At 71.8% G+C, this 20,339-nt stretch carries 16 protein-coding genes; 11 read left to right on the top strand and 5 right to left on the bottom strand.

All coding sequences use genetic code 11. The features are described from left to right. Positions 1-44: 44 nt before the first annotated feature. Entirely contained in the window at positions 45-1,094 is a 1,050-nt protein-coding gene (locus ABD213_RS12020) for a hypothetical protein (protein WP_344328861.1), read from the top strand. Then, on the top strand, positions 1,091-2,044 hold the full coding sequence (locus ABD213_RS12015; RefSeq protein ID WP_344328859.1) for a DUF8094 domain-containing protein: 954 nt from the start codon (positions 1,091-1,093) through the stop codon (positions 2,042-2,044). The genes ABD213_RS12020 and ABD213_RS12015 overlap by 4 nt, the downstream gene beginning before the upstream one ends. Before the next feature lie 28 nt (positions 2,045-2,072). Here ABD213_RS12015 and ABD213_RS12010 read toward each other — a convergent pair whose 3' ends face one another. Beyond that, positions 2,073-2,936 carry an NUDIX hydrolase gene (locus ABD213_RS12010; RefSeq protein WP_344328855.1) on the bottom strand — a complete coding sequence of 288 codons (864 nt, stop codon included), beginning with the start codon at positions 2,934-2,936 and terminating at the stop codon, positions 2,073-2,075. Between the two features lie 84 nt (positions 2,937-3,020). On the opposite strand from ABD213_RS12010, the gene ABD213_RS12005 reads away from it, so the two are divergent. Further along, positions 3,021-3,725, top strand: coding sequence for a lytic transglycosylase domain-containing protein (locus ABD213_RS12005; protein WP_344328850.1), 705 nt, complete (start codon positions 3,021-3,023; stop codon positions 3,723-3,725). A gap of 45 nt (positions 3,726-3,770) precedes the next feature. Here ABD213_RS12005 and ABD213_RS12000 read toward each other — a convergent pair whose 3' ends face one another. The 3 genes from ABD213_RS12000 to ABD213_RS11990 all read right to left on the bottom strand — a co-directional run bounded on the left by ABD213_RS12000 (position 3,771) and on the right by ABD213_RS11990 (position 8,726). Then, positions 3,771-5,072 carry a maltokinase N-terminal cap-like domain-containing protein gene (locus ABD213_RS12000; protein WP_344328844.1) on the bottom strand — a complete coding sequence of 434 codons (1,302 nt, stop codon included), beginning with the start codon at positions 5,070-5,072 and terminating at the stop codon, positions 3,771-3,773. Then, positions 5,069-6,742, bottom strand: a complete 1,674-nt coding sequence (gene treS / locus ABD213_RS11995) for a maltose alpha-D-glucosyltransferase (protein WP_425546059.1) — start codon at positions 6,740-6,742, stop codon at positions 5,069-5,071. The genes ABD213_RS12000 and treS overlap by 4 nt, the downstream gene beginning before the upstream one ends. A gap of 79 nt (positions 6,743-6,821) precedes the next feature. Continuing rightward, the gene (locus ABD213_RS11990; RefSeq protein ID WP_344328838.1) at positions 6,822-8,726 is read right to left on the bottom strand and encodes an alpha-1,4-glucan--maltose-1-phosphate maltosyltransferase; all 1,905 of its coding nucleotides are present in this window, start codon (positions 8,724-8,726) and stop codon (positions 6,822-6,824) included. 137 nt (positions 8,727-8,863) lie between these two features. Here ABD213_RS11990 and ABD213_RS11985 point away from each other — a divergent pair, with 137 nt between their 5' ends. The 5 genes from ABD213_RS11985 to ABD213_RS11965 all read left to right on the top strand — a co-directional run bounded on the left by ABD213_RS11985 (position 8,864) and on the right by ABD213_RS11965 (position 15,771). Then, the gene (locus tag ABD213_RS11985) at positions 8,864-9,646 is read left to right on the top strand and encodes an enoyl-CoA hydratase/isomerase family protein (RefSeq protein ID WP_344328832.1); all 783 of its coding nucleotides are present in this window, start codon (positions 8,864-8,866) and stop codon (positions 9,644-9,646) included. Next, complete coding sequence (locus ABD213_RS11980; protein ID WP_344328826.1) at positions 9,646-10,632, top strand: class I SAM-dependent methyltransferase; 987 nt, start codon at positions 9,646-9,648, stop codon at positions 10,630-10,632. The genes ABD213_RS11985 and ABD213_RS11980 overlap by 1 nt, the downstream gene beginning before the upstream one ends. Further along, complete coding sequence (locus ABD213_RS11975; RefSeq protein ID WP_344328820.1) at positions 10,632-11,264, top strand: acyltransferase; 633 nt, start codon at positions 10,632-10,634, stop codon at positions 11,262-11,264. Before ABD213_RS11980 ends, ABD213_RS11975 begins: the two co-directional genes overlap by 1 nt. Positions 11,265-11,405: 141 nt before the next feature. Beyond that, positions 11,406-14,306, top strand: coding sequence for a hypothetical protein (locus tag ABD213_RS11970; protein WP_344328816.1), 2,901 nt, complete (start codon positions 11,406-11,408; stop codon positions 14,304-14,306). After that, the gene (locus tag ABD213_RS11965) at positions 14,257-15,771 is read left to right on the top strand and encodes a hypothetical protein (RefSeq protein ID WP_344328813.1); all 1,515 of its coding nucleotides are present in this window, start codon (positions 14,257-14,259) and stop codon (positions 15,769-15,771) included. Before ABD213_RS11970 ends, ABD213_RS11965 begins: the two co-directional genes overlap by 50 nt. On the opposite strand, the gene ABD213_RS11960 is transcribed toward ABD213_RS11965, so the two are convergent. After that, the gene (locus ABD213_RS11960; protein ID WP_344328808.1) at positions 15,758-16,525 is read right to left on the bottom strand and encodes a class I SAM-dependent methyltransferase; all 768 of its coding nucleotides are present in this window, start codon (positions 16,523-16,525) and stop codon (positions 15,758-15,760) included. The genes ABD213_RS11965 and ABD213_RS11960 overlap by 14 nt on opposite strands. A gap of 189 nt (positions 16,526-16,714) precedes the next feature. Between ABD213_RS11960 and ABD213_RS11955 the strand changes: the two genes are divergently transcribed. The 3 genes from ABD213_RS11955 to ABD213_RS11945 all read left to right on the top strand — a co-directional run bounded on the left by ABD213_RS11955 (position 16,715) and on the right by ABD213_RS11945 (position 20,307). After that, positions 16,715-17,497, top strand: a complete 783-nt coding sequence (locus ABD213_RS11955; RefSeq protein ID WP_344328803.1) for an electron transfer flavoprotein subunit beta/FixA family protein — start codon at positions 16,715-16,717, stop codon at positions 17,495-17,497. Between the two features lie 14 nt (positions 17,498-17,511). Then, a complete protein-coding gene (locus ABD213_RS11950) occupies positions 17,512-18,462 on the top strand; it encodes an electron transfer flavoprotein subunit alpha/FixB family protein (RefSeq protein WP_344328799.1) in 951 nt (316 codons plus the stop codon). A gap of 225 nt (positions 18,463-18,687) precedes the next feature. Continuing rightward, positions 18,688-20,307: a peptide ABC transporter substrate-binding protein gene (locus ABD213_RS11945; RefSeq protein WP_344328796.1), complete on the top strand. Its 1,620-nt coding sequence runs from the start codon at positions 18,688-18,690 to the stop codon at positions 20,305-20,307. Positions 20,308-20,339 lie beyond the last annotated feature (32 nt).

The raw sequence follows: 20,339 nt of genomic DNA, 5'->3' as shown, positions 1-20,339 counted from the left end.
CGGTGCGGGACGTGGCCGGCACCTGACGGAGCGTGGGAGGTCGTGTGCGTGGGCTCGGTTGGTTCCTCGCAGCGCTCGGCGCCCTGCTGCTGACCGTCGGCGTCTCAGCCGCGGTCGTGCTCGGCCCGGACAGCCGGTTCACGACCGGGCCGCACCCGGTCGACACCTCCGGCACGGTCGTCCTCACCCAGCCGGGGGTGATCGGCTGGCGGGGGCTGCAGGTCGACGTCCTCGTCGAGGTGCCTGCGGACAAGCCGGTCTTCGTCGGCCTGGGGAACAGCGTCGACGTCACCGACTACGTCGCGGAGACCCAGCGGCTCGAGGTCACGTCCTTCCAACGACCCTGGGACATCACCACCGAGACCGTCGACGGTCGACCGGGCCTGCCGGGGGCGCCGACAGCCCTGGACTGGTGGATCGCCGGCTCGGCCGGGCTCGGCGGGGCATCCATCAGCGTCACGCTGCCCGACGAGACCACGTCCCTCGCGGTGGTGGCGGTGGGCGCGACGAACCTCTCCGGGCTCGAGGTCACCCTCGCGTACGGTCCGCGAGGCGGCTTCGCGGCCTCGCTCGGCGTCGCGCTGCTCGGCGCCGGCGTGCTGCTCGCGGGGGTCGTCGTGCTGCGCGGCGGCGCGGTGACGGCCGGCGACGAGGACGACGACCTCGAGGTGGTCGAGGAGATCGTCTACGTCGTGGTCGACGAGCACGGTGTCGAGCGGGAGATCTCCGCGGCGGAGGCCGAGGCGCTCGGCCTCGTCGAGGACGCGGAGGGCGACGACGAGCCAGTGGGCACGCAGGCCGCGCCCGCGCGGATGCTCGACGACGACCCCGAGCGCGCGAGTCGTGGCGGCAGCGACGACGGGTCGCTCGACGGCGTCCTGCCGGACGAGCCGACGCCCGGGCCCGTCGACGACCCTGCTCCGTCCGTCGCGCCGACGTCATCGGTCACCACAGCGCCACTGGTCGAGGAGGACGTCGTCTACGTCGTGGTCGACGAGGACGGCGTCGAGCGTGAGATCTCCACCGCCGAGCTTGCCGACTACGACCTCGAGGAGTACGAGCTCGTCGACGAGGACGAGGAGTCCCCGCGATGAGGCGCCTGCCCCTGGTCCTGCTGACGACCGCACTGCTCGTCGCCGCCTGCACCGTGCCGCAGCAGCGCACGGACGAGACGCTGGGCAAGGTCGCTGCCACGCCCCAGGAGATCGACGCCGTCTTCGAGCGGTACGCGACGGTGCGGGACACCGCAGCACGGCTGCTCAGCCCGAACCCGCTGTCGATCATCCAGACCGAGGCCGTGCTCGACATCGAGACGGGCTCGTTCGAGATGGCCCAGCGCCTCGCGGCGAGCGACCCCGAGCGCGACGACCCCATCGACGTCCAGCGGACCTACACCCCGCGGTTCGGCTCCTACCCCCTCTGGTTCGTGGCCGTCGTGCGCGACGAGGGCCGTGAGGTCACGCGCGTGCAGGTCTTCGAGCGCGCCGCGGCGGCCGACCCCTGGCTGCTCATCGCGACACCGGAGACGGTGCTCGACGCCGAGCTCCCCGACCTGCGCGAGCGTGACGGTGCGGTCGTCCGCGTGGCAGCGGACGACGACGCCGGGACCGGTGTCTCGGCGCAGCAGGCTGCTGACGACTACGCCGCGCTGCTCGCCGACCCCGAGGCGGAGGTCGCGACGACCTTCGCCGAGGACGGCTTCGTCGAGCAGGTGCGAGCGGCGGCCGAGCAGAACCGCGCGCTCGAGGGAGTCGGGTTCGAGCAGACGTGGGAGGCGCAGGAGGTGCGTCACGCCGTGCGCACGAGCGACGGCGGCACCCTCGCCTTCGTCGACCTCTCCCGCTCCGACACCTACGACGTCCCCGACGACGTCACCGTCACGTGGCCCGAGGACTCCCCGCAGCGTGCCTTCATCCCCGAGGGACTGTCGACGACCGGCACCCTGCTCTACCGGCACCAGGTGCTGATGCTCATCCCCGTGGGCGACGAGCCGCCCCGCGTGATCGGCCAGTTCGGTGGAGTGGTGGGCGCCGAGGGCTTCTGAGCCCGGACCCGACCGACGACGGGCCGGCTCACTCGGGCTGGAGCGGAGCCTCGCGGTAGGTGGGGAGGTCGCCGTCGGCGACGGCCGCGAGGAGCTCGACGGCGGCACCGGTGGCACGCTCGGCGACGCGGTCGGCGTCGCACCACTGCACGGAGCGGATCTCGGTCGGCTGCAGCGTCATCGTCTCGGTGATGGCCGGATCGACCACCCCGAGGTCGAACAGGAAGATGCAGGCGTCGTCCCAGCCGCGCCACGCCGGCAACCAGTTGACGGTCAGCAGGCTCTTGACGGACACGTCGACGCCGAGCTCCTCGGAGATCTCGCGCACCAGGCCGACGGCCGGCGACTCGCCGACCTCGACGACGCCCCCCGGCAGGTCCCACTCGGACTTGTAGGTGAGCTCGCAGAGCATGACCCGTCCGTCGGGGTCGCGCAGCAGGCCCTGGGAGATGACCCGCTTGGTCGGCAGGCCGGCGTTGAGCAGGGCGATGAATCCGTCGCGGGAGGCGGCCGGCGGGTCGTCGACGAGGCGCGCCATGAGGACACGGTCGGGCTCGTCCGCGGCCCCGCGCACGATGCCCTCGCGGCGCATGCCGGCGATGGAGGCGGCACGGACGTCGCCGGCACGCTCCACGGGGACACGCGCCTCGACCCGTCGCACCCCGAGGGAGGCGAAGGCGTGCTCGAGGACGAGCCGGACAGCACGGGTGGCGATGGGCAGGGCGCCGTCGCCGGTCCCGGTGTTCCACCGGACGGAGACGCTCGACCGGGTCTCCTCGCGCAGGGCGATCGTTCCGCGCCGTTCGCCGTCGACGTTCACCGACCAGCCGGTGAACTCGTCGGAGCCGGTCGTCGGTTCCAGGACCAGGCCGTCGTCGGTGAGGGTGACCACCGTGCCACGGTACTGTCACGGGCCCGAGTCCGCTGTCGGGTGGAAGGCCTGCCCCCCTTGGACGGCTCGGCCAGACTGGGCGCCATGTCACCACGGCACGTCGTCGCCCTGGCCGTCGTCGCCGTGGTGCTCACCGCGTGCGGGAACGGCGGTCGCGACGAGCCGCGCTCGCTCCCGGACGTCGACATGCCGAGGGCCGCGGCCGATCCCGCGACGACGGACGGCGTGGTCGACGAGCAGTGGCTCGACGACGTGTCCGAGGCGACCGAGATCCCTCGGCGGGCGCTGCAGGGGTACGCATCGGCCGCCGTGCGGATCGCGCAGGAGGAGCCGGGGTGCCGCCTGTCCTGGAACACCCTCTCCGGCATCGGGAGGGTGGAGTCCGTGCACGGCCAGATCAACGGTTCCGCGATCGGTGACGACGGGGTCGCGCGACCGGACATCGTCGGGATCGCTCTCGACGGCGGACCGGGCGTCCGCGCCATCCCCGACACCGACGCCGGACGGCTCGACGGCGACACCGAGTGGGACCGAGCCGTGGGACCGATGCAGTTCATCCCCGGGACGTGGGAACGCTGGGGCGCCGACGGCAACGGCGACGGCGGGCGCAACCCGCAGAACATCGACGACGCCGCGCTCGCGGCCGGGCGCTACCTGTGCGACGCCGGAGGAGACCTGTCCACCCGGCGCGGATGGCTGGAGGCCGTGCTGACGTACAACAACAGCGCGGCCTACGCCTCCGAGGTCGCCTCCTACGGCGAGCGCCACGCCGTGCGGGCCGACGGCTGAGCCGAGGTGACCGGCCTGCCGGCCGGACGCCTCGCCGCGACGTCGCTACGAGGCGGCGAGCAGGCGCTGGAGCGCGTCGCGGGGGATCGAGGCCCAGGACGGCCGGTGGGCGAGCTCGTAGTCGACCTCGTAGGCCGCCTTGTCGATCTGGTGGCACCGCAGCAGGATCCACGTGGCGCGGTCGGCCGTCGCGCCGTAGCCCTCGAGGAAGGCCGAGGCGTTGCGGGTCGTCCAGTCCCGCGCGAGGGGAGTGAGCACGTCGGGGTCGGTCCCGACCTGCAGGCCCACCGACCACGGTGCGTAGTCGAGGGATCGCAGCATGCCGGCCACGTCGCGCCACACCGAGTCCGGTTCGCGGCGACGCTCCAGCGGAGCACTCGGCTCGCCCTCGAGGTCGAAGACACGCCAGCCGTCGACGGTGCGCAGGGTCTGTCCGAGGTGCAGGTCGCCGTGCACGCGCTGCACGGCGACCGGCTCGGCCAAGCCGGCGAGCTCGTCGAAGGCGACCGCCGCGGCGTGGCCCCAGCGCTGCGACGAGGACGTCGCCTCGAAGCGACGACGCAACCGGTCCGCGAGCTGCGTCGGGTCGGCGGTCGCGGTTCCCATGCGCCGGAGCAGGTCGTGCAGCTGTGCCACGGCGGCACCCAACCGGGCGGCCTCGGCGGCGAAGTCCGCTCCGGCCGTCGAGGCGGGGCCCGGGTCGGCCAGGAGGTCCCGCACGCTCGCGCGCGCCCCGTCCCAGCCGTCGCTCGCGCTCGGGTAGTAGTCGTAGAACATCGCCAGGTCGACGTCGCCGACCCCCACCCAGCCGCGCACGGGGGCGACGCACCTCGCGCCCGTCGCCGTCAGGGCACGTCCGAGCTCGATGTCCGGGTTGGGGCCGGAGCCGACGATGCGAAAGCTCTTCCACAGCAGGGAGTCACCGACCACGACGGAGGTGTTGCTCTGCTCCGCGACGAGTGGCACGGTGACGGCGGCCGGGTCGAGTCGGGTGCCGTCGTCGCTGGCGAAGACGGCACGACCAGCGCCCTGCGCGTCGTCGTCGGCGAGACCGGCCAGCAGGGCACCGCGTGCGTGGGCATCGAGGAGCGCGTCGTAGACGAGGTACCCGTCCTCCTCGTCCATGAGGGCGTTCTCCAGCCCGGGGAACGGCTCGCGCCGGTACGAGGCCGGCACCTGGTAGGTGCGCAGCGCCCCCGTGGCGGTGTGGACGTCGACGAGCTCGATGCGCACGCCGAAGCCGTCGGCGTCCGGTTCCCGGGACCAGGGGAGGGCTCGCCGCCCCACGACCTCGCGGTCGGTCCCGACGAACCACCGCTGGCGCCGCAGGTAGCCGTCGCGGCTCACGGGACCTCCAGGGCGCCGGCCAGCCCACGTCGCAGCCGGAACCAGTAGAAGCCGTGCCCGGCCAGCGTGAGGAGGTAGGGAAGCTGCCCGATGCGGGGGAACTCCACGCCGCCGAACATCTCGATGGGCGCCACCCCCTCCCACGCGCTGAGGTCGAGCTCGACCGGCTGCGGGAAGCGCGAGAGGTTGTTCACGCACAACATCGTGTCGTCGTCGTGGGTGCGCACGAAGCTCAGCACCGACGGGTTGGAGCCCCCGAGGTCGCGGAAGTCGCCGAGTCCGAAGGCCGGGTGCTGACGGCGGATCTGCAGCATGCGTCGCGTCCAGTGCAGCAGGGAGGACCGGTCGGCGGTCTGCGCCTCGACGTTGACGGACTGGTGCCCGAAGACCGGGTCCTGGTTCACCGGGAGCACGAGGCGCCCTGGCGTCGCGGAGGAGAAGCCGGCGTTGCGGTCCGGGCTCCACTGCATCGGGGTCCGCACACCGTCGCGGTCGCCGAGCCAGATGTTGTCGCCCATGCCGATCTCGTCGCCGTAGTACAGCACGGGCGAGCCCGGCAGGCTCAGCAGGAGCGCCGTGAACAGCTCCATCTGGTCCAGGTCGTTGTCCAGCAACGGCGCGAGGCGTCGACGGATGCCGATGTTGGCCTTCATCCTCGGGTCGTCGGCGTACTCGGACCACATGTAGTCGCGGTCGACGTCGGTGACCATCTCCAGGGTGAGCTCGTCGTGGTTGCGCAGGAAGATGCCCCACTGGCACCCGGCGGGGATGGCGGGCGTCTGCGCCATGATCTCGCTGATCGGGTAGCGCGACTCCCGGCGCACCGCCATGAACAGCCGCGGCATGACGGGGAAGTGGAAGGCCATGTGGCACTCGTCGCCCCCGTCGGCCGGGTCGCCGAAGTAGTCGACGACGTCGCTCGGCCACTGGTTCGCCTCGGCCAGCAGGATCCGACCCGGGTACCGCGCGTCGACGTGGGCGCGGACCTTCTTCAAGAAGGCGTGGGTCTCGGGCAGGTTCTCCCCGTCGGTGCCCTCGCGCTCGTAGAGGTAGGGCACGGCGTCGAGCCGGAAGCCGTCCACGCCGAGGTCCAACCAGAAGTCGAGGACCCGCAGCATCGCGTCGTGCACGGGCGGGTGGTCGTAGTTCAGGTCGGGCTGGTGGGAGTAGAAGCGGTGCCAGAAGTACTGCTGGCGAACGGGGTCCCACGTCCAGTTCGAGGACTCGGTGTCGACGAAGATGATGCGTGCGTCCTCGTAGCGCCGGTCGGTGTCGGACCAGACGTAGAAGTCGCCGTACGGGCCGTCCGGGTCCTCCCTGGAGGCGCGGAACCACGGGTGGGCGTCCGAGGTGTGGTTCATGACGACGTCGATGATGACGCGGATGTCCCGCCGGTGGGCCTGGCCGAGCAGCTCCACGAAGTCGTCGATGCTGCCAAGCTCGGGGTCGACGTCGGTGTGGTCGGCGACGTCGTACCCTCCGTCGCGCAGGGGGGAGGGGAAGAACGGCGGCAGCCACAGGCAGTCCACGCCCAGCCACTGCAGGTGGTCGAGCCGCTGGGTGAGCCCGACGAGGTCCCCGACACCGTCACCGTCGGAGTCGGCGTAGGAGCGCACCAGGGCCTCGTAGAACACGGCGCGCTTGAACCACGGAGGCTGGTCGCTGCTCACCGGCGTCATCATGCCAGTCCTGCTGTCACGGTGGTGACGTCACGGTCGGGCTCGTTGCCGCGCGCCGGGCGCCGCGGGGTCACCGGTCGGCAGGGACGAGGATCCGTGCCGGCGCGGCCGGGGAGAGGGTGACGGCGTTCAGGGTGTGCAGGGAGTCGTCCAGCTCGTCGCGCAGTGATCCCTCGACGCCCACGAGCCCGACGTCCCCCGGCGCCACGCGGACCCCCACGGTGCGCTCCCAGGACGGGAACAGGTCGAGGACGACCAGCACGACGTCGTCGCCGGTGGCCTTGGAGAAGGCGATGACGCCGTCGGCGTCGGTGGGGTGGACCTGGAGGTTGCGCAGCCGCTGGAGTGCGCGGTGGGCCCGGCGGACCTCGTTCAGGCGGGTGACGAAGGGCACCAGCGGACCCGGCTGCGACCAGTCGCGGAAGGCGTACTCGTACTTCTCCGAGTCCAGGTACTCCTCGGTGTCGGGTCCTGCCGGCGTGTGCTCCATGAGCTCGTAGCCGGCGTACATCCCCCATGACGGCGAGCCGCAGGCGGCGAGCACGGCACGCATGCGGAACATCGCCTCGTCCCCGCTCTGCAGGTACCGCGGCAAGATGTCGGGCGTGTTGACGAAGAAGTTGGGCCGCAGGAAGTCGCTGGTGCGATTGCTGACCTCGTCGAGGTAGTCGGCGGTCTCCGAGGCGCCCTGGCGCCACGTGAAGTAGGTGTAGCTCTGGTGGAACCCGGCGGCGCTCAGGGCGTGCAGCATCGCCGGCGAGGTGAACGCCTCGGCGAGGAACACGACGTCGGGGTCCGTGGCGCGGACGTCGGCCAGCAGCTGCTCCCAGAACGCCAGCGGCTTGGTGTGCGGGTTGTCGACGCGGAAGATGCGGATCCCGCGCGAGATCCACAGACGGACGATGCGGACGACCTCGAGGTAGAGCCCGACGGGGTCCACGTCGAAGTCGAGCGGGACGATGTCCTCGTACTTCTTGGGCGGGTTCTCGGCGAACGCGATCGTGCCGTCCGGCCGGTGGACGAACCATTCCGGGTGCTCGCTCAACCACGGGTGGTCGGGGGAGCACTGCAGGGCGAGGTCGAGGGCGATCTCGAGCCCCAGCTCGTCGGCGCGTGCGACGAACGCGGCGAAGTCCTGCTCGGTACCCAGGTCGGGGTGGATGGCGTCGTGCCCGCCGTCGGCCGAACCGATGGCCCAGGGCGATCCGGGGTCGCCGGGCTCGGCGACGAGCGCGTTGTTGCGGCCCTTCCGACCGGTCACGCCGATCGGGTTGATCGGGGGCAGGTACACGACGTCGAACCCCATCGCGGCGATCCCTGGGAGGCGTTCCGCCGCGGTCGCGAAGGTCCCGGACCGCACGGTGCCGTCGGGGTCACGCCGGGCGCCCTCGGACCGGGGGAACATCTCGTACCACGCACCGACCAGCGCACGCTCGCGGTCGACGGCGAGGCGCAGCGGCGCGCTCTCGTCGAGGTGGTCCTGGATCGTGTCGGCAGGAAGCGTCTCGATCAGCGCCAGAGCGATGGCGAAGCGGTCCACGGGGTCGGACTCGGGGTCCTCCAGCTGTGGGGCCATGGCGCGGGCAGCGGGGTCGCGGTCCGCGGCGCGGCGGAGCACGGCGGCACCCTCGGCGAGCGTGAGCTCGAGGTCGACCTCCGCCTCGAAGCGACGGGTGGCGATCTTGACCCACGTGGCGATCGGGTCGTGCCAGCTCTGGACGCGGTAGGTCCAGTCGCCGGGCGCCCCGGGTCGCACGACGGCGGCCCAGTGGTCGTTGCCGAGGTGGTGCATCGGGACCGGTGGGAGGTCGTGGCCGTCGGGGTCGGTGAGCACGACGGCGGCGCGCACGACGGCGGGTCCCTCGCCGAAGACGCGGGCGCGGACCGTCAGCTCCTCGCCCTCGACGGCCTTGACCGGGAAGGTCCCGCACTCGACGCGGGGGCGGACGTCGAGGATCGGGACACGAGTGACCATGACGCCTCACCCTAGGGTGTCGGGCCCGTGCCACGGGCAGGTCGGGGTCATCCGTCCCGCCCGCTGGTCCCGAGACAACTGGCCTATGCTCGGTCCAGCTGTGACAGCATCGGTGTCACGATCCGGACGGAAGGACCATGGTGACTGAGCTCGCGCGACTCGAGGTGACCGACGGCGTCGGCATCCTTCGCCTCGACCGACCCCCCATGAACGCCCTCGACGCGCAGCTGCAGACCGAGCTGGTCGCCCTGTCGCGCGAGGCGGACGAGCGCGACGACGTCGCGGCCGTCGTGGTCTTCGGAGGCGAGAAGGTCTTCGCCGCCGGGGCGGACGTCAAGGAGATGGCGGCGATGTCGTACCAGGAGATGGTGCGGCACGCGACGTTGCTGCAGGGCTTCACCCGGGCGATCGCGGCCATCGGCAAGCCGACCGTCTCGGCGATCACCGGCTTCGCGCTCGGTGGCGGCCTGGAGGTCGCGCTGTCGACGGACCTGCGGTTCGCGGCCGAGAACGCCAAGGTCGGTCAGCCGGAGATCCTGCTCGGCATCATCCCGGGTGCCGGCGGGACGCAGCGTCTGTCGCGGCTCGTCGGTCCGTCCCGCGCCAAGGACCTGATCTACTCCGGCCGCTTCGTGACGGCCGCGGAGGCCGAGAGGATCGGGTTGGTCGACCGCGTGGTCCCCGCCGAGGAGGTCCTGCGAGAGGCGGTCGACTGGGCCTCGCAGTTCGTCGGCGGGCCCGCGCTCGCGCTGCGCGCGGCGAAGTCGAGCATCGACCGTGGTCTGGAGGTCGACCTCCAGACCGGTCTGGAGATCGAGCGGCTGGAGTTCACCGGTCTGTTCGCCACCGACGACCAGAGCACCGGCATGACGTCCTTCGTCGAGAACGGGCCTGGCAAGGCCACGTTCGAGGGTCGCTGATGGACGTCGTCGGCTCTGCTGCGCAGACCCTCGCCTCCTCCGATCCCGCCTCCCACGAGGCCGTCGGTGCCTCGGCCGCCGACGTCGAGGCGGCCTGGAACGACACGAAGCTCGCCCAGGTGCTCTACCACGACTGGGAGGCCGGTACCTACGACGAGAAGTGGTCGATCTCCTTCGACCAGCGTTGCATCGACTACGCCCGCGACCGCTTCGTGGCCGTGGCGGGGATGCCGGAGGCCCCGTACGGCTCGAGCCTCGAGATCGGTGCCGGCACCGGCTTCTTCACGCTCAACCTGATGCAGGCGGGCATCGTGGTCTCCGGCACGGTCACCGACATCTCGCCGGGCATGGTCGCCGCGGCCAAGCGCAACGCCGAGGGCCTGGGTCTGCACGTCGACGGCGAGGCCGTCGACGCCGAGGACCTGCCCTTCGAGGACGACTCCTTCGACCTCGTCATCGGCCATGCCGTCATCCACCACCTTCCCGACGTCGAGCAGGCGTTCCGGGAGATGGTGCGCGTCGTGCGTCCCGGCGGTCGCATCGTCATCTGCGGGGAGCCGACGCGCTACGGCGACGTCGTCGCGCGTCGACTGTCGCGCGCGACGTGGTGGGCGGCCACGACGGCCACCCGGCTGCCGTTCCTGCGCGACTGGGCGCGTCCGCAGGAGGAGCTCGACGAGTCCTCGCGGGCGGCGGCCCTGGAGGCGGTCGTCGACCTGCACACCTTCGATCCGGCCGAGCTGCGGGCCCTGGTGCGTCGCGCCGGGGGCCGCGACGTCCGCACCGTCACCGAGGAGCTCACGGCAGCGTGGTGGGGGTGGCCCGTCCGCACGCTGGAGGCCGCGATCCGCGAGGAGCGGCTGACGCGAGCCTGGCGGGTCATGGCGTTCCGGTCGTGGATCCTGCTCAGCCGGCTCGACGAGCGGGTCAAGCCGGTCGTGCCCGACGCGCTGTACTACAACGTCTCGGTGACGGCCACGGTCTGATGGGTCGGCGCCGTCGCGACCCTCGCCAGGCGCGCTTCCTCACCGTGGCGTCGCTGCGGTGGATCGTCGAGAACCGGGCCTGGAGCTGGTACCACCTCGTGCGCTACGCGCGGTTCGCGCGGTTCCGCCTGCGTCACCCGCGCGTCGTGACGGAGGGGTTCGTCTTCCTGGGACGTGGGGTCGAGATCGAGGTCCACGAGTGGGCGGGTCAGGTCGTGCTCGGCCGGTGGGTCCATCTCGGCGACCGGACGAAGCTGCGCGCCCACAACGGCGTCCTGCGGCTGGGGGAGAAGGTCGTGCTGGGCTCGGACAACACCGTCAACGCCCACCTGGACATCGAGATCGGCGCCGCGACCCTGATCTCGGACTGGGTCTACATCTGCGACTTCGACCACCGGACCGCGGAGCCTGACCGTCCCATCAAGGACCAGGGTCTCGTCCTGAGCCCCGTACGGATCGGTCCGGGTACCTGGATCGGCACGAAGGTGACCGTCCTGCGCGGGAGCGACGTCGGAGCCGGCAGCGTCCTCGCGGCCCACGCGGTGGTACGTGGGGACGCACCACCCGGATCCATCCTCGCGGGGGTGCCGGCGCGCGTCGTGCGACGTCGAGCGGTCGACGACGTCCGGTGACCTTCTCGATGCTGTGTGACACAGGAGACTCATGAGGCATACTGAGCCACGACCGGGACGCCGTCGCGTCGTAGAAGGGACGCCATGACCGACTCAGGACCCACTCCCCCCGCCGGGCGCGGCCCAGCCGATCCTCTCAAGGTGGCTGCTGAGATGCTCTCGCGCAGCGAGGGCCAGGACCAGCCGACGTCCGAGGACGCCGACTCCCCGGCGCAGGCCCCACGCGGTCGTGCTCACGCCGACGAGCGCAAGAGCCGTCGCGCGGCGGCACGCGCAGCGCGCCAGGAAGCCGCCGAGAAGCGTCGCCGTGAGCGCGAGGCCGCGCGTGCCTTCGCTGCTGCCAAGCGTGGTTCGCGGCGTGCCTCCGGCGACGACGACGGCAAGGACGACGCGTCGGACGCGTCACCGCCGGCAGAGGCCGCGTCGACGCCGGGCGAGGAGCAGGACGCCCCCGCGGCCGTCCCGCCTGCCGAGGTCGCTCCGGCGGCGATCGAGGAGCGGACCGACGGCACGGACATCGGCGCGAGGACGTCGGACCAGTCGTCCACCACCGCGCCGGAGGTGCCCTCGATCCCGAAGGACGCTCCCGCGGGGGCCCCGTCCAGCGGTGGCGGGACGCTCGGTGAGCGGTTGGCCGCTCGCGCCGCCAGCCAGCGTACGGCCGATCCCGTCGAGGAGGCGCTCACCGACAGCGGCGACACCGCGGCCGAGAGCGCGTTGGAGATCGCGCGCCGGCGGGCCGAGGAGCAGAAGGCGGCCGCCCAGAAGGCTGAGCAGGACAAGGCTGCTGCGCAGAAGGCTGAGCAGGAGAAGGCTGCGGCGGAGAAGGCTGAGCAGGAGAAGGCTGCTGCGCAGAAGGCTGAGCAGGACAAGGCCGCGGCGCAGAAGGCTGAGCAGGAGAAGGCTGCTGCGGAGAAGGCTGAGCAGGAGAAGGCTGTGGCGGAGAAGGCTGAGCAGGAGAAGGCTGCGGCGGAGAAGGCTGAGCAGGAGAAGGCTGCTGCGGAGAAGGCTGAGCAGGAGAAGGCTGCGGCGGAGAAGGCTGAGCAGGAGAAGGCTGCGGCGCAGAAGGCTGAGCAGGAGAAGGCTGAGCAGGAGAAGGCTGCTGCGCAGAAGGCTGAGCAGGAGAAGGCTGAGCAGGAGAAGGCTGAGCAGGAGAAGGCTGCGACGCAGAAGGCTGAGCAGGACAAGGCTGCGACGCAGAAGGCTGAGCAGGACAAGGCCGCGGCGCAGAAGGCTGAGCAGGAGAAGGCCGCAGCGGACGAGGCTGCCGCCGAGAAGGAGAAGGTCGAGCGTGAGCGTGCGGACCGCGTGCGTGCCGAGCAGGAACGAGCCGGGCAGGGGCGGGCCGACGTGTCACGAGCCGAGCAGACGGACCCAGCCCGAGGTGCCGCACCGTCCGGCGGCGCTTCCGCCCCGGTGAGCTTCGCCGAGAAGCTCGCCGCCGCGAGCGCCGCTGCACAGGAGCGTGTCTCCGCTGCACGTGCCGAGGCCCAGCGCCTCATGGAGGAGGCCGCGCGGGAGCGCCAGGAGGCGGCGCGGCGCATCGAGGCCGACGAGGCCCAGCAGCGCGAGATCCTGACCCAGAGGCTCCGGGCAGCGGAGCAGGCCGCGGAGGAGCGCGTGCAGGCCGCGCGCCAGGAGGCCGAGCGGGTCACGCAGGAGATCGAGCGCGAGCGAGAGGCTGCCGACGCCAAGATCAAGCAGCTGCAGGCGGAGGCCGACGAGCGCGTCGAGCGAGCCCGCGCCGACGCCGAGCGCGAGGCGCAGGAGCGTCTGGACGAGGCGAAGGCCGAGGCCGAGCGCCGCATCGCCGAGGCCGAGAAGCAGGCCAAGGAGCGCGCGGCGGCTCGTCTGGCCGAAGCCGAGGCGGCTGCCGAGGAGGCGGCGCGCAAGCGCCAGGAGGCGGCCGAGCGCGACGCCGAGCGCCGCATCGCCGAGGCACGCGCCGAGGCCGAGCAGCTCGCCTCCCAGGCGCAGCGTGAGCGGGAGGCCGCCCAGGCACAGCGTGACCGCGAGCGCCAGGAGGCCGAGGCCAAGCTCGCCGAGGTCCGAGCCGAGGCCGACCGCGTCGTGCGCGAGGCCGAGGAGACGTCCCAGGGGCACATCGCGGCGGCGAAGGCGGAGGCGGAACGGTACGCACAGGAGGTCGCGGCGGAGCGCGTCGCGATCGCCGTCAAGGTCGCCGACGCCGAGCGGGTCGCCGAGGAGAAGCTGGCGAGGGCCAAGGAGGAGGCCGACCGCGTGGCGGCCGAGGCGCAGCGTCGCCACGACCAGGCCGCCAACGAGCTGGCTCGTCAGCGCGACGAGGCGCGTGCCGCGGCCGAGAGGGTCACCGCCGAGGCCCAGAAGGTGGCGCAGCGCGCGGAGGAGGACAAGGCCGAGGCGCAGGCCAAGCTCGAGGAGGCGGAGCGGGTCGCCGAGGAGCGGGTGCGCAATGCCCAGGTCGAGGCCGAGCGGGTGGCCGCCGAGGCCGCCGAGGCCGCACGGGTTGCCACCCGCGAGCGGGAGGAGGCCGCGCGGGTCCAGGCAGCGGAGACGGAGGCGGCCAGGCGCCAGGCGGAGGAGCGGATCGCCAAGGCCGAGAAGGACGCCGAGGAGCGCATCGCCAAGGCCGAGGCCGAGGCCAAGCGCGTCGCCGAGCGGGCCGAGGCCGAGGCGCAGCGCCGCATGGAGGAGGCCCGCCGCGAGGCGGAACGGTTGACGCAGGTGGCCAAGAAGGATGCGAACGAGCGTCTCAGCCAGGCTGTCGCTGCTGCTCGCGAGGCGGCCGAGCAGAAGCTCGCGGACGCCGAGCGGACGGCTCTGGAGTGGGTTGCCGCCGCCGAGGCCGAGGCGGAGCGGGTGGCTCAGGCTCACATCGTCGTGGCCAACCAGTCGGGCAAGGAGGCGCCCACCTTCGAGCCCTCCCTCCCGCCGGACGTCAGCGAGTTCGTCGAGGAGAAGCCCACGCCCGAGGCGTCGGACCCGGCTCCCCAGGAGGTGAGCGACGGGCGTGGGGGATCCGCCACCCCGACCAAAAAAAGAATCGTCCGACGCCGCTGAGTACCTGACCGCCGGTGCGATCGTCGCCAGCATGTCCGCCGAGGAGCGGGCGCGGCGGCGGCCCTGGGAGGTCGCCACGGAGTCCCAGGACGATGCGGCCGATCGACGGTCGGAGGCGGTCCTGACGACGGCTCAGCTGAGCTACGAGGACGCGGTCCCCGGTGCCGTCGGCGCCGACGTGCCGGGCACGCCGGAGGAGGACTTCTCGGGCGAGGGATCCTCCGATGCAGGGGAGCTCGCACGTTCTGGTGGGGCGGACGCGGAGTCGAGCGACGCCCGCTCGCGGGCGAAGGCCGAGCGCGGGCAGGCGCGTGCGGAGGCCAAGGCCAAGCGTGCCGAGGCCAAGGCGGCCAAGCGCCGGCGTCGCGAGGACGCGGCTCGCCGTCGCGCGGAGCAGCGCGAGCGCGAGCGGGCCGAGCGTGACGCCGCCGAGCGATCGCGTCGCGAGGACGCCGAGCGGCTCGCGGTCGAGCAGCGTGAGGCCCAGCGCGAGCAGGAGCGGCTCGAGAAGGAGGCGTCCGAGGCGGCTGCGGCGAAGGCGGAGCGGCGCGAGCGTGAGAAGGCGGCAGCGGTCGCGGCGCTCGCCGCTGCTCCTGGGGCATCGGTGAAGGAACGGCTGGTCCGGCGCCCGGCCGCGACCACGCCGGAGTCTGGCGACGGCCCAGAATCCGACGCCGCGGAGGACGTGGGCTCCGAGGGGGACGGCACGACCGACGGCGCGGAGGGGAGCGTCGTCGACGCTCCGGCCGCCGACGAGCAGGACTCGGGCGAGGGTGCCGGCGACGGTGACGGCGACGTCGTGGAGGACGGCACGGCCGATGTCGAGGACGCGGACGGGGTCGAGGACGAGGGCGACGCGGCCGCAGCCCCGGCGGCCGTTGCGGCGGACGCGACGGGGGCTCCCCATGACGTCGACGCCGATCCCGACGCCCACGCCGAGGCCGCCGAGCGGGGGGCCGAGGAGACCGAGTTGACGCTCATCTCCTCGTCGGCCGGGGCGCCTGCCGAGGAGGCGGACGAGGTCGATCCTCGCGCCGAACGTGCAGCGGCCCGCAGGACCGCCCTCGCGGCCAAGGCAGCCAAGGCCGACAAGCGCCGCGGGTCGTCGGGTCGTGGTACCGACGACGTCCCCGAACCTCCGTCGGTCCCCGAGGAGCGTTCGGCCCGGGCCGCGGCCGTGGTCGTCCAGACGGCGAACGTCGTGGCCGTGGCGGCCTTCGTGGTCTCCGTCGCGCTGGCGATGGCGGCACTGCTGCTCGGTGCCGGCGTGTCGGACGCCGGCGCCGCGGGTGCGCTCTACGGCTTCGGCGACGCGATGAGTGCTCCGGTCAGCGGCATCGTGACCCTGTCCGGCGAGGACGCCGACCTGCGCAACGCCTTCGCGGCCTACGGGATCGGCTCGTTGCTGTACCTCGGACTGGCCTTCGCGATCCCCAAGGTCGCGCGCATCGTCACCGGTCGCTGACCGACGTCTCGGGCGAGCGCCGCGCGGCGAGCACGAGGTCCAGGCTCTCCTCCAACCCGTCCTCGAGCAGCTCGAAGTCGGCGGTGGTGACGTCACGGACCATGGCGCAGGTGGCGGGCGACCAGGTGTCCGGGGTGCCGGCGACCTGAGCGTCGACGATGGAGCCGTGCTGGTCCTCCCAGGCGCGCAGACGGGGACCGTGGCGAAGACCGAGATGGGCGGCGACGTCGGCGACGGGGTCGACGAGCGCCTCGAGCTCGTGCGGCTCGAGCTCTCGAGGGTGGTAGATGTTGCCGGGCGGAAAGGTCAGGGTGTTGGGGGTGCTGATGACCAGCAGTCCGCCGGGACGCAGCACCCGGACGCACTCGGCGACGAACGTCGGCTGGTCCCACAGGTGCTCGACCGTCTGCAGGCTGACCACGGCGTCGACGGAACGGTCCGCGAGCGGCAGGGCGACCAGGTTGCCGCGGACCACCGGCACGTCCGGGTACGCCGACCTGGCGTGGCCGGTGGCGTACGCGTCGTAGTCGAGCGCGACGACCCCGGCGGCGTGGCGGGCGAGCAGGTCCGCCCCGTAGCCCTCCCCGCACCCGGCCTCGAGGACCTCGAGACCGGTGACGCGGGAGGCGACCCACTCGTAGACCACCTCGTGGCGGCGGAACCAGTAGTTCTCGTGCCAGATCCCCGGGACGGTCCGCTCACCGGTGATCACCATCGTCGGGCGCGCGTGCTCGGCGCCGTTCTGCTCGTCCACGCGAGGACCCTATCGGCGTGCTCGTGTGACCCACTCCATGCGGCCGGGCGCTCGCTCGATCCGTTACGCGTGGGTAACATGTCGGCAGGCATGGGCGACCTGACCGCTGCAGTCCCCGACGTGGCAGGGTGAGCCCATTCCCACCCGCGGCGAGAGTCGCCGCGTACCCCCGACCACAGGAGGGTCCTCGTGACCAACATCGTCGTCGCGGTGAAGTACGTGCCGGATGCCACGGCCGACCGCACCTTTGATTCCGCAGACAACACCGTCGACCGCGAGAACGTCGACGGCCTGCTGTCCGAGCTCGACGAGTACGCGGTCGAGCAGGCGCTGCAGATCGTCGAGGAGGGCGAGGGCGAGGTGACGGTGCTGACCGTCGGCCCGGCCGACGCCGCCGACGCGGTGCGCAAGGCGCTGCAGATGGGCGCCGACAAGGGCGTCCACGTCGAGGACGACGCGATCGCCGGGTCCGATGCCTTCGCCACGTCGCTCGTGCTGGCCAAGGCCATCGAGAAGCTCGAGTACGACTTCGTCTTCTTCGGCATGGCCTCCACCGACGGCTCCATGGGCGTCATGCCCGCGCTCGTCGCGGAGCGCCTGGGCCTGCCCGCCGTGACGCTCGGCTCGGAGATCTCCGTCGACGGCGACGCCGTCACGATCCGCCGCGACGGCGACGCCGCGACGCAGGAGATCACCGGCAACGGCAAGCTCGTCGTCTCGGTCACCGACCAGACCGGCGAGGCCCGCTACCCGTCCTTCAAGGGCATCATGGCGGCCAAGAAGAAGCCGGTCGAGACCTGGGACCTCTCCGACCTCGGTGTCGACGCCTCCGAGGTCGGTCTCGACGCCGCCTGGACGAAGGTCGAGTCCTACGAGGCCCGTCCGCCGCGCACCGCCGGCGAGGTCGTCACCGACGAGGGAGACGGCGGCACCAAGCTCGTCGAGTTCCTCGCGTCCAAGAAGTTCGTCTGAGAAGGAGCACCGAGATGTCCGAAGTCCTCGTGCTCGTCGACCACGTCGACGGAGCCGTCACCAAGCCCACGCTCGAGCTCCTCACGATCGCCCGCTCGATCGGTGAGCCGTCCGCCGTCTACTTCGGCGGGGGAGAGGTCCCCTCGGTCCTCGCCGAGCACGGCGCCGAGAAGATCTACCAGCTCGACGACGCCGTCTACAGCGATTACCTCGTGGCTCCCAAGGCCGAGGCGCTCGCCAAGCTCGTCACCGACGCCTCCCCGGCGGCCGTCCTGGTCGTCTCCGGAGGAGAGGGCAAGGAGATTGCCGCCCGCGTGGCGCTCAAGACCGAGTCCGGCATGATCACCGACGCCGTCGACGTCGCCGTCGACGGTGGCACCGTCACCACGACGCAGTCGGTCTTCGCCGGCAACTTCACCACGAGGTCCGTGGTCACCAAGGGCGTCCCGGTCGTGTGCGTCAAGCCGAACTCCACGAGCCCGGAGGCCGCCTTCGGCGCCGGGACCGTCGAGTCCGTCAGCGTCGACATCTCCGACGCCGCCAAGGGCGCCAGGATCGTCTCCAGCTCCGAGAAGGCCTCCACGGGTCGCCCCGAGCTCACCGAGGCCGCCATCGTGGTCTCCGGTGGTCGTGGCACCGGCGGCGACTTCTCCGAGGTCGAGGCGTTCGCCGACAGCCTCGGCGCCGCCGTCGGCGCCTCGCGCGCCGCCGTCGACTCCGGCTGGTACCCCCACTCGTTCCAGGTGGGTCAGACCGGCAAGACGGTCTCGCCGCAGCTGTACGTCGCGAACGGCATCTCCGGCGCCATCCAGCACCGGGCCGGCATGCAGACGTCCAAGACCATCGTCGCGGTCAACAAGGACGAGGAGGCGCCGATCTTCGAGCTCGTCGACTTCGGCGTCGTGGGCGACCTGAAGACGGTCCTGCCGCAGGCCACGGAGGGCATCGCCTCCCGCAAGGGCTGAACCCCGTCCGTCGGACCCCCGGAACCCCCGTCGGTTCCGGGGGTCCGGTGCGTCCTGGCCCGAACGGCCCATGGGTGCTGCCTCGTGCGTGCCAAGGCGACATGGCCCGTCGGAGTAGGTTCCACTTTGGTTAAGTAGCCGCCGATCCCTGTCGTCCGGTCCCTTCGCGGTGATAGCAATGGGGGCGCACGCGATCGCGTGCGCAGCTACTACAGGAGGACATCCATGCGTCTCACTCGGCGTACTCGCCTTGCGGGTGTGGCCCTCGTCGCCGTCGGCAGCCTCGTGCTCGCCGCGTGCGGTGGCGGAGGAGATGAGGGCGACAGCACCGACGCTGTCATCACGTCGTACAGCGTGCAGCCCCAGAACCCGCTCGTCCCGACCAACACCAACGAGGTCGGTGGCGGCAACATCGTCGACCTGATCTTCGCTGGTCTGGTCTCCTACTCCATCGACGGCGAGACCGAGCTGGAGGTCGCGGAGTCCATCGAGTCCGACGACAACCAGACCTGGACCGTCACGATCGAGGAGGGCTGGGAGTTCTCCGACGGAACGCCCGTCACGGCCAACTCCTTCGTCGACGCGTGGAACTATGGCGCCAACCCCGAGAACGAGCAGCTCTCGGCGTACTTCTTCTACCCGATCGAGGGCACGTCCGGCGACGGCACGATCGAGGGTGGCGGCGACGAGATCTCCGGCCTGGAGGTCATCGACGAGCGCACCTTCACGATCACCCTCAAGCAGGCCGAGTCCGACTTCCCGGGCCGTCTGGGCTACTCGGCGTACTTCCCGCTGCCCGAGTCCGCGTTCGAGGACATCGAGGCCTTCGGCGATGCTCCCGTCGGCAACGGTCCGTACGACCTCGAGGCCCTCGAGAACAACGTCGAGGCCCGCCTGGTGCCCAGCGAGACCTACCCCGAGGACGGCAACCGCCCGGCCCGCAACGGTGGCGTCACGCTGAAGTTCTACACCGATCCCGACGCCGCGTACTCCGACGTCCTCGCGGGCAACCTCGACGTCCTCGACCAGGTCCCGCCGAGCGCGTTGACCACGTACGAGAACGACGACATCCAGGCCTTCAAGGAGGCCGGTTCGCCGAACGCGACCATCACCATCCCGTCCTCGCTGCCCGGGTTCGGGGAGAACGACGAGGGCAAGCTGCGTCGTGCAGCCATCTCCCGCGCCATCAACCGCGAGGAGATCACCGACGCGATCTTCGACGGCTCGCGCATCCCGGCCAAGGACTTCAGCTCGCCGCTGATGCCCGGCTACACCGAGGACATCGAGGGCAACGAGGTCCTGGAGTTCGACGAGGCCGAGGCGCAGGACCTGTGGGAGCAGGCCAACGAGATCGCCGAGTTCGACGGCGAGTTCGTCCTCGCCTACAACGGCGACGGTCCGGGCAACCGCGAGTGGGTCGAGGCCGTGGTCAACCAGATCAACAACGTCCTCGACATCGGTGCCGAGCCGCAGGCGTTCCCGACGTTCGCCGAGCTGCGCGAGCGGGTCACCGACCGCTCCATCGGCACGGCGTTCCGCACCGGCTGGCAGCCCGACTACCCGTCGATCTACAACTACCTGGGCCCGATCTTCGGTACCGGGGCCGGCTCGAACGACGGTGACTACAGCAACGCCGAGTTCGACGACACCATCCAGCGCGCCGCCGGTGCGCAGGACGACGAGGAGCGCTACGAGCTGCTCGCCGAGGCCCAGGCCATCTTGATGGAGGACCTGCCCGCCATCCCGCTGTGGAACACCGGCATCGCCGCCGCCGCAGCCCAGGGTGTCGAGAACGTGGAGTTCAACTGGCAGAACAGGCCCGAGCTCCAGAACGTCACCAAGTAAGCAGGTCGACGCTCACTGCCGACGGAGTGGGG

The organism is Aeromicrobium halocynthiae (assembly GCF_039531385.1).
Taxonomy (GTDB): domain Bacteria; phylum Actinomycetota; class Actinomycetes; order Propionibacteriales; family Nocardioidaceae; genus Aeromicrobium; species Aeromicrobium halocynthiae.
This window is presented reverse-complemented; position numbering and strand designations above follow the sequence as displayed.

What these genes read in the sequence shown, in the direction of transcription:
- ABD213_RS11990 (WP_344328838.1), bottom strand. Translation starts at nt 8,726, where the DNA reads ATGGTCACTCGTGTCCCGATCCTCGACGTCCGCCCCCGCGTCGAGTGC.
- ABD213_RS11945 (WP_344328796.1), top strand. Translation starts at nt 18,688, where the DNA reads ATGCGTCTCACTCGGCGTACTCGCCTTGCGGGTGTGGCCCTCGTCGCC.
- ABD213_RS12015 (WP_344328859.1), top strand. Translation starts at nt 1,091, where the DNA reads ATGAGGCGCCTGCCCCTGGTCCTGCTGACGACCGCACTGCTCGTCGCC.
- ABD213_RS11985 (WP_344328832.1), top strand. Translation starts at nt 8,864, where the DNA reads ATGGTGACTGAGCTCGCGCGACTCGAGGTGACCGACGGCGTCGGCATC.
- ABD213_RS11980 (WP_344328826.1), top strand. Translation starts at nt 9,646, where the DNA reads ATGGACGTCGTCGGCTCTGCTGCGCAGACCCTCGCCTCCTCCGATCCC.
- ABD213_RS11950 (WP_344328799.1), top strand. Translation starts at nt 17,512, where the DNA reads ATGTCCGAAGTCCTCGTGCTCGTCGACCACGTCGACGGAGCCGTCACC.
- ABD213_RS11975 (WP_344328820.1), top strand. Translation starts at nt 10,632, where the DNA reads ATGGGTCGGCGCCGTCGCGACCCTCGCCAGGCGCGCTTCCTCACCGTG.
- ABD213_RS12005 (WP_344328850.1), top strand. Translation starts at nt 3,021, where the DNA reads ATGTCACCACGGCACGTCGTCGCCCTGGCCGTCGTCGCCGTGGTGCTC.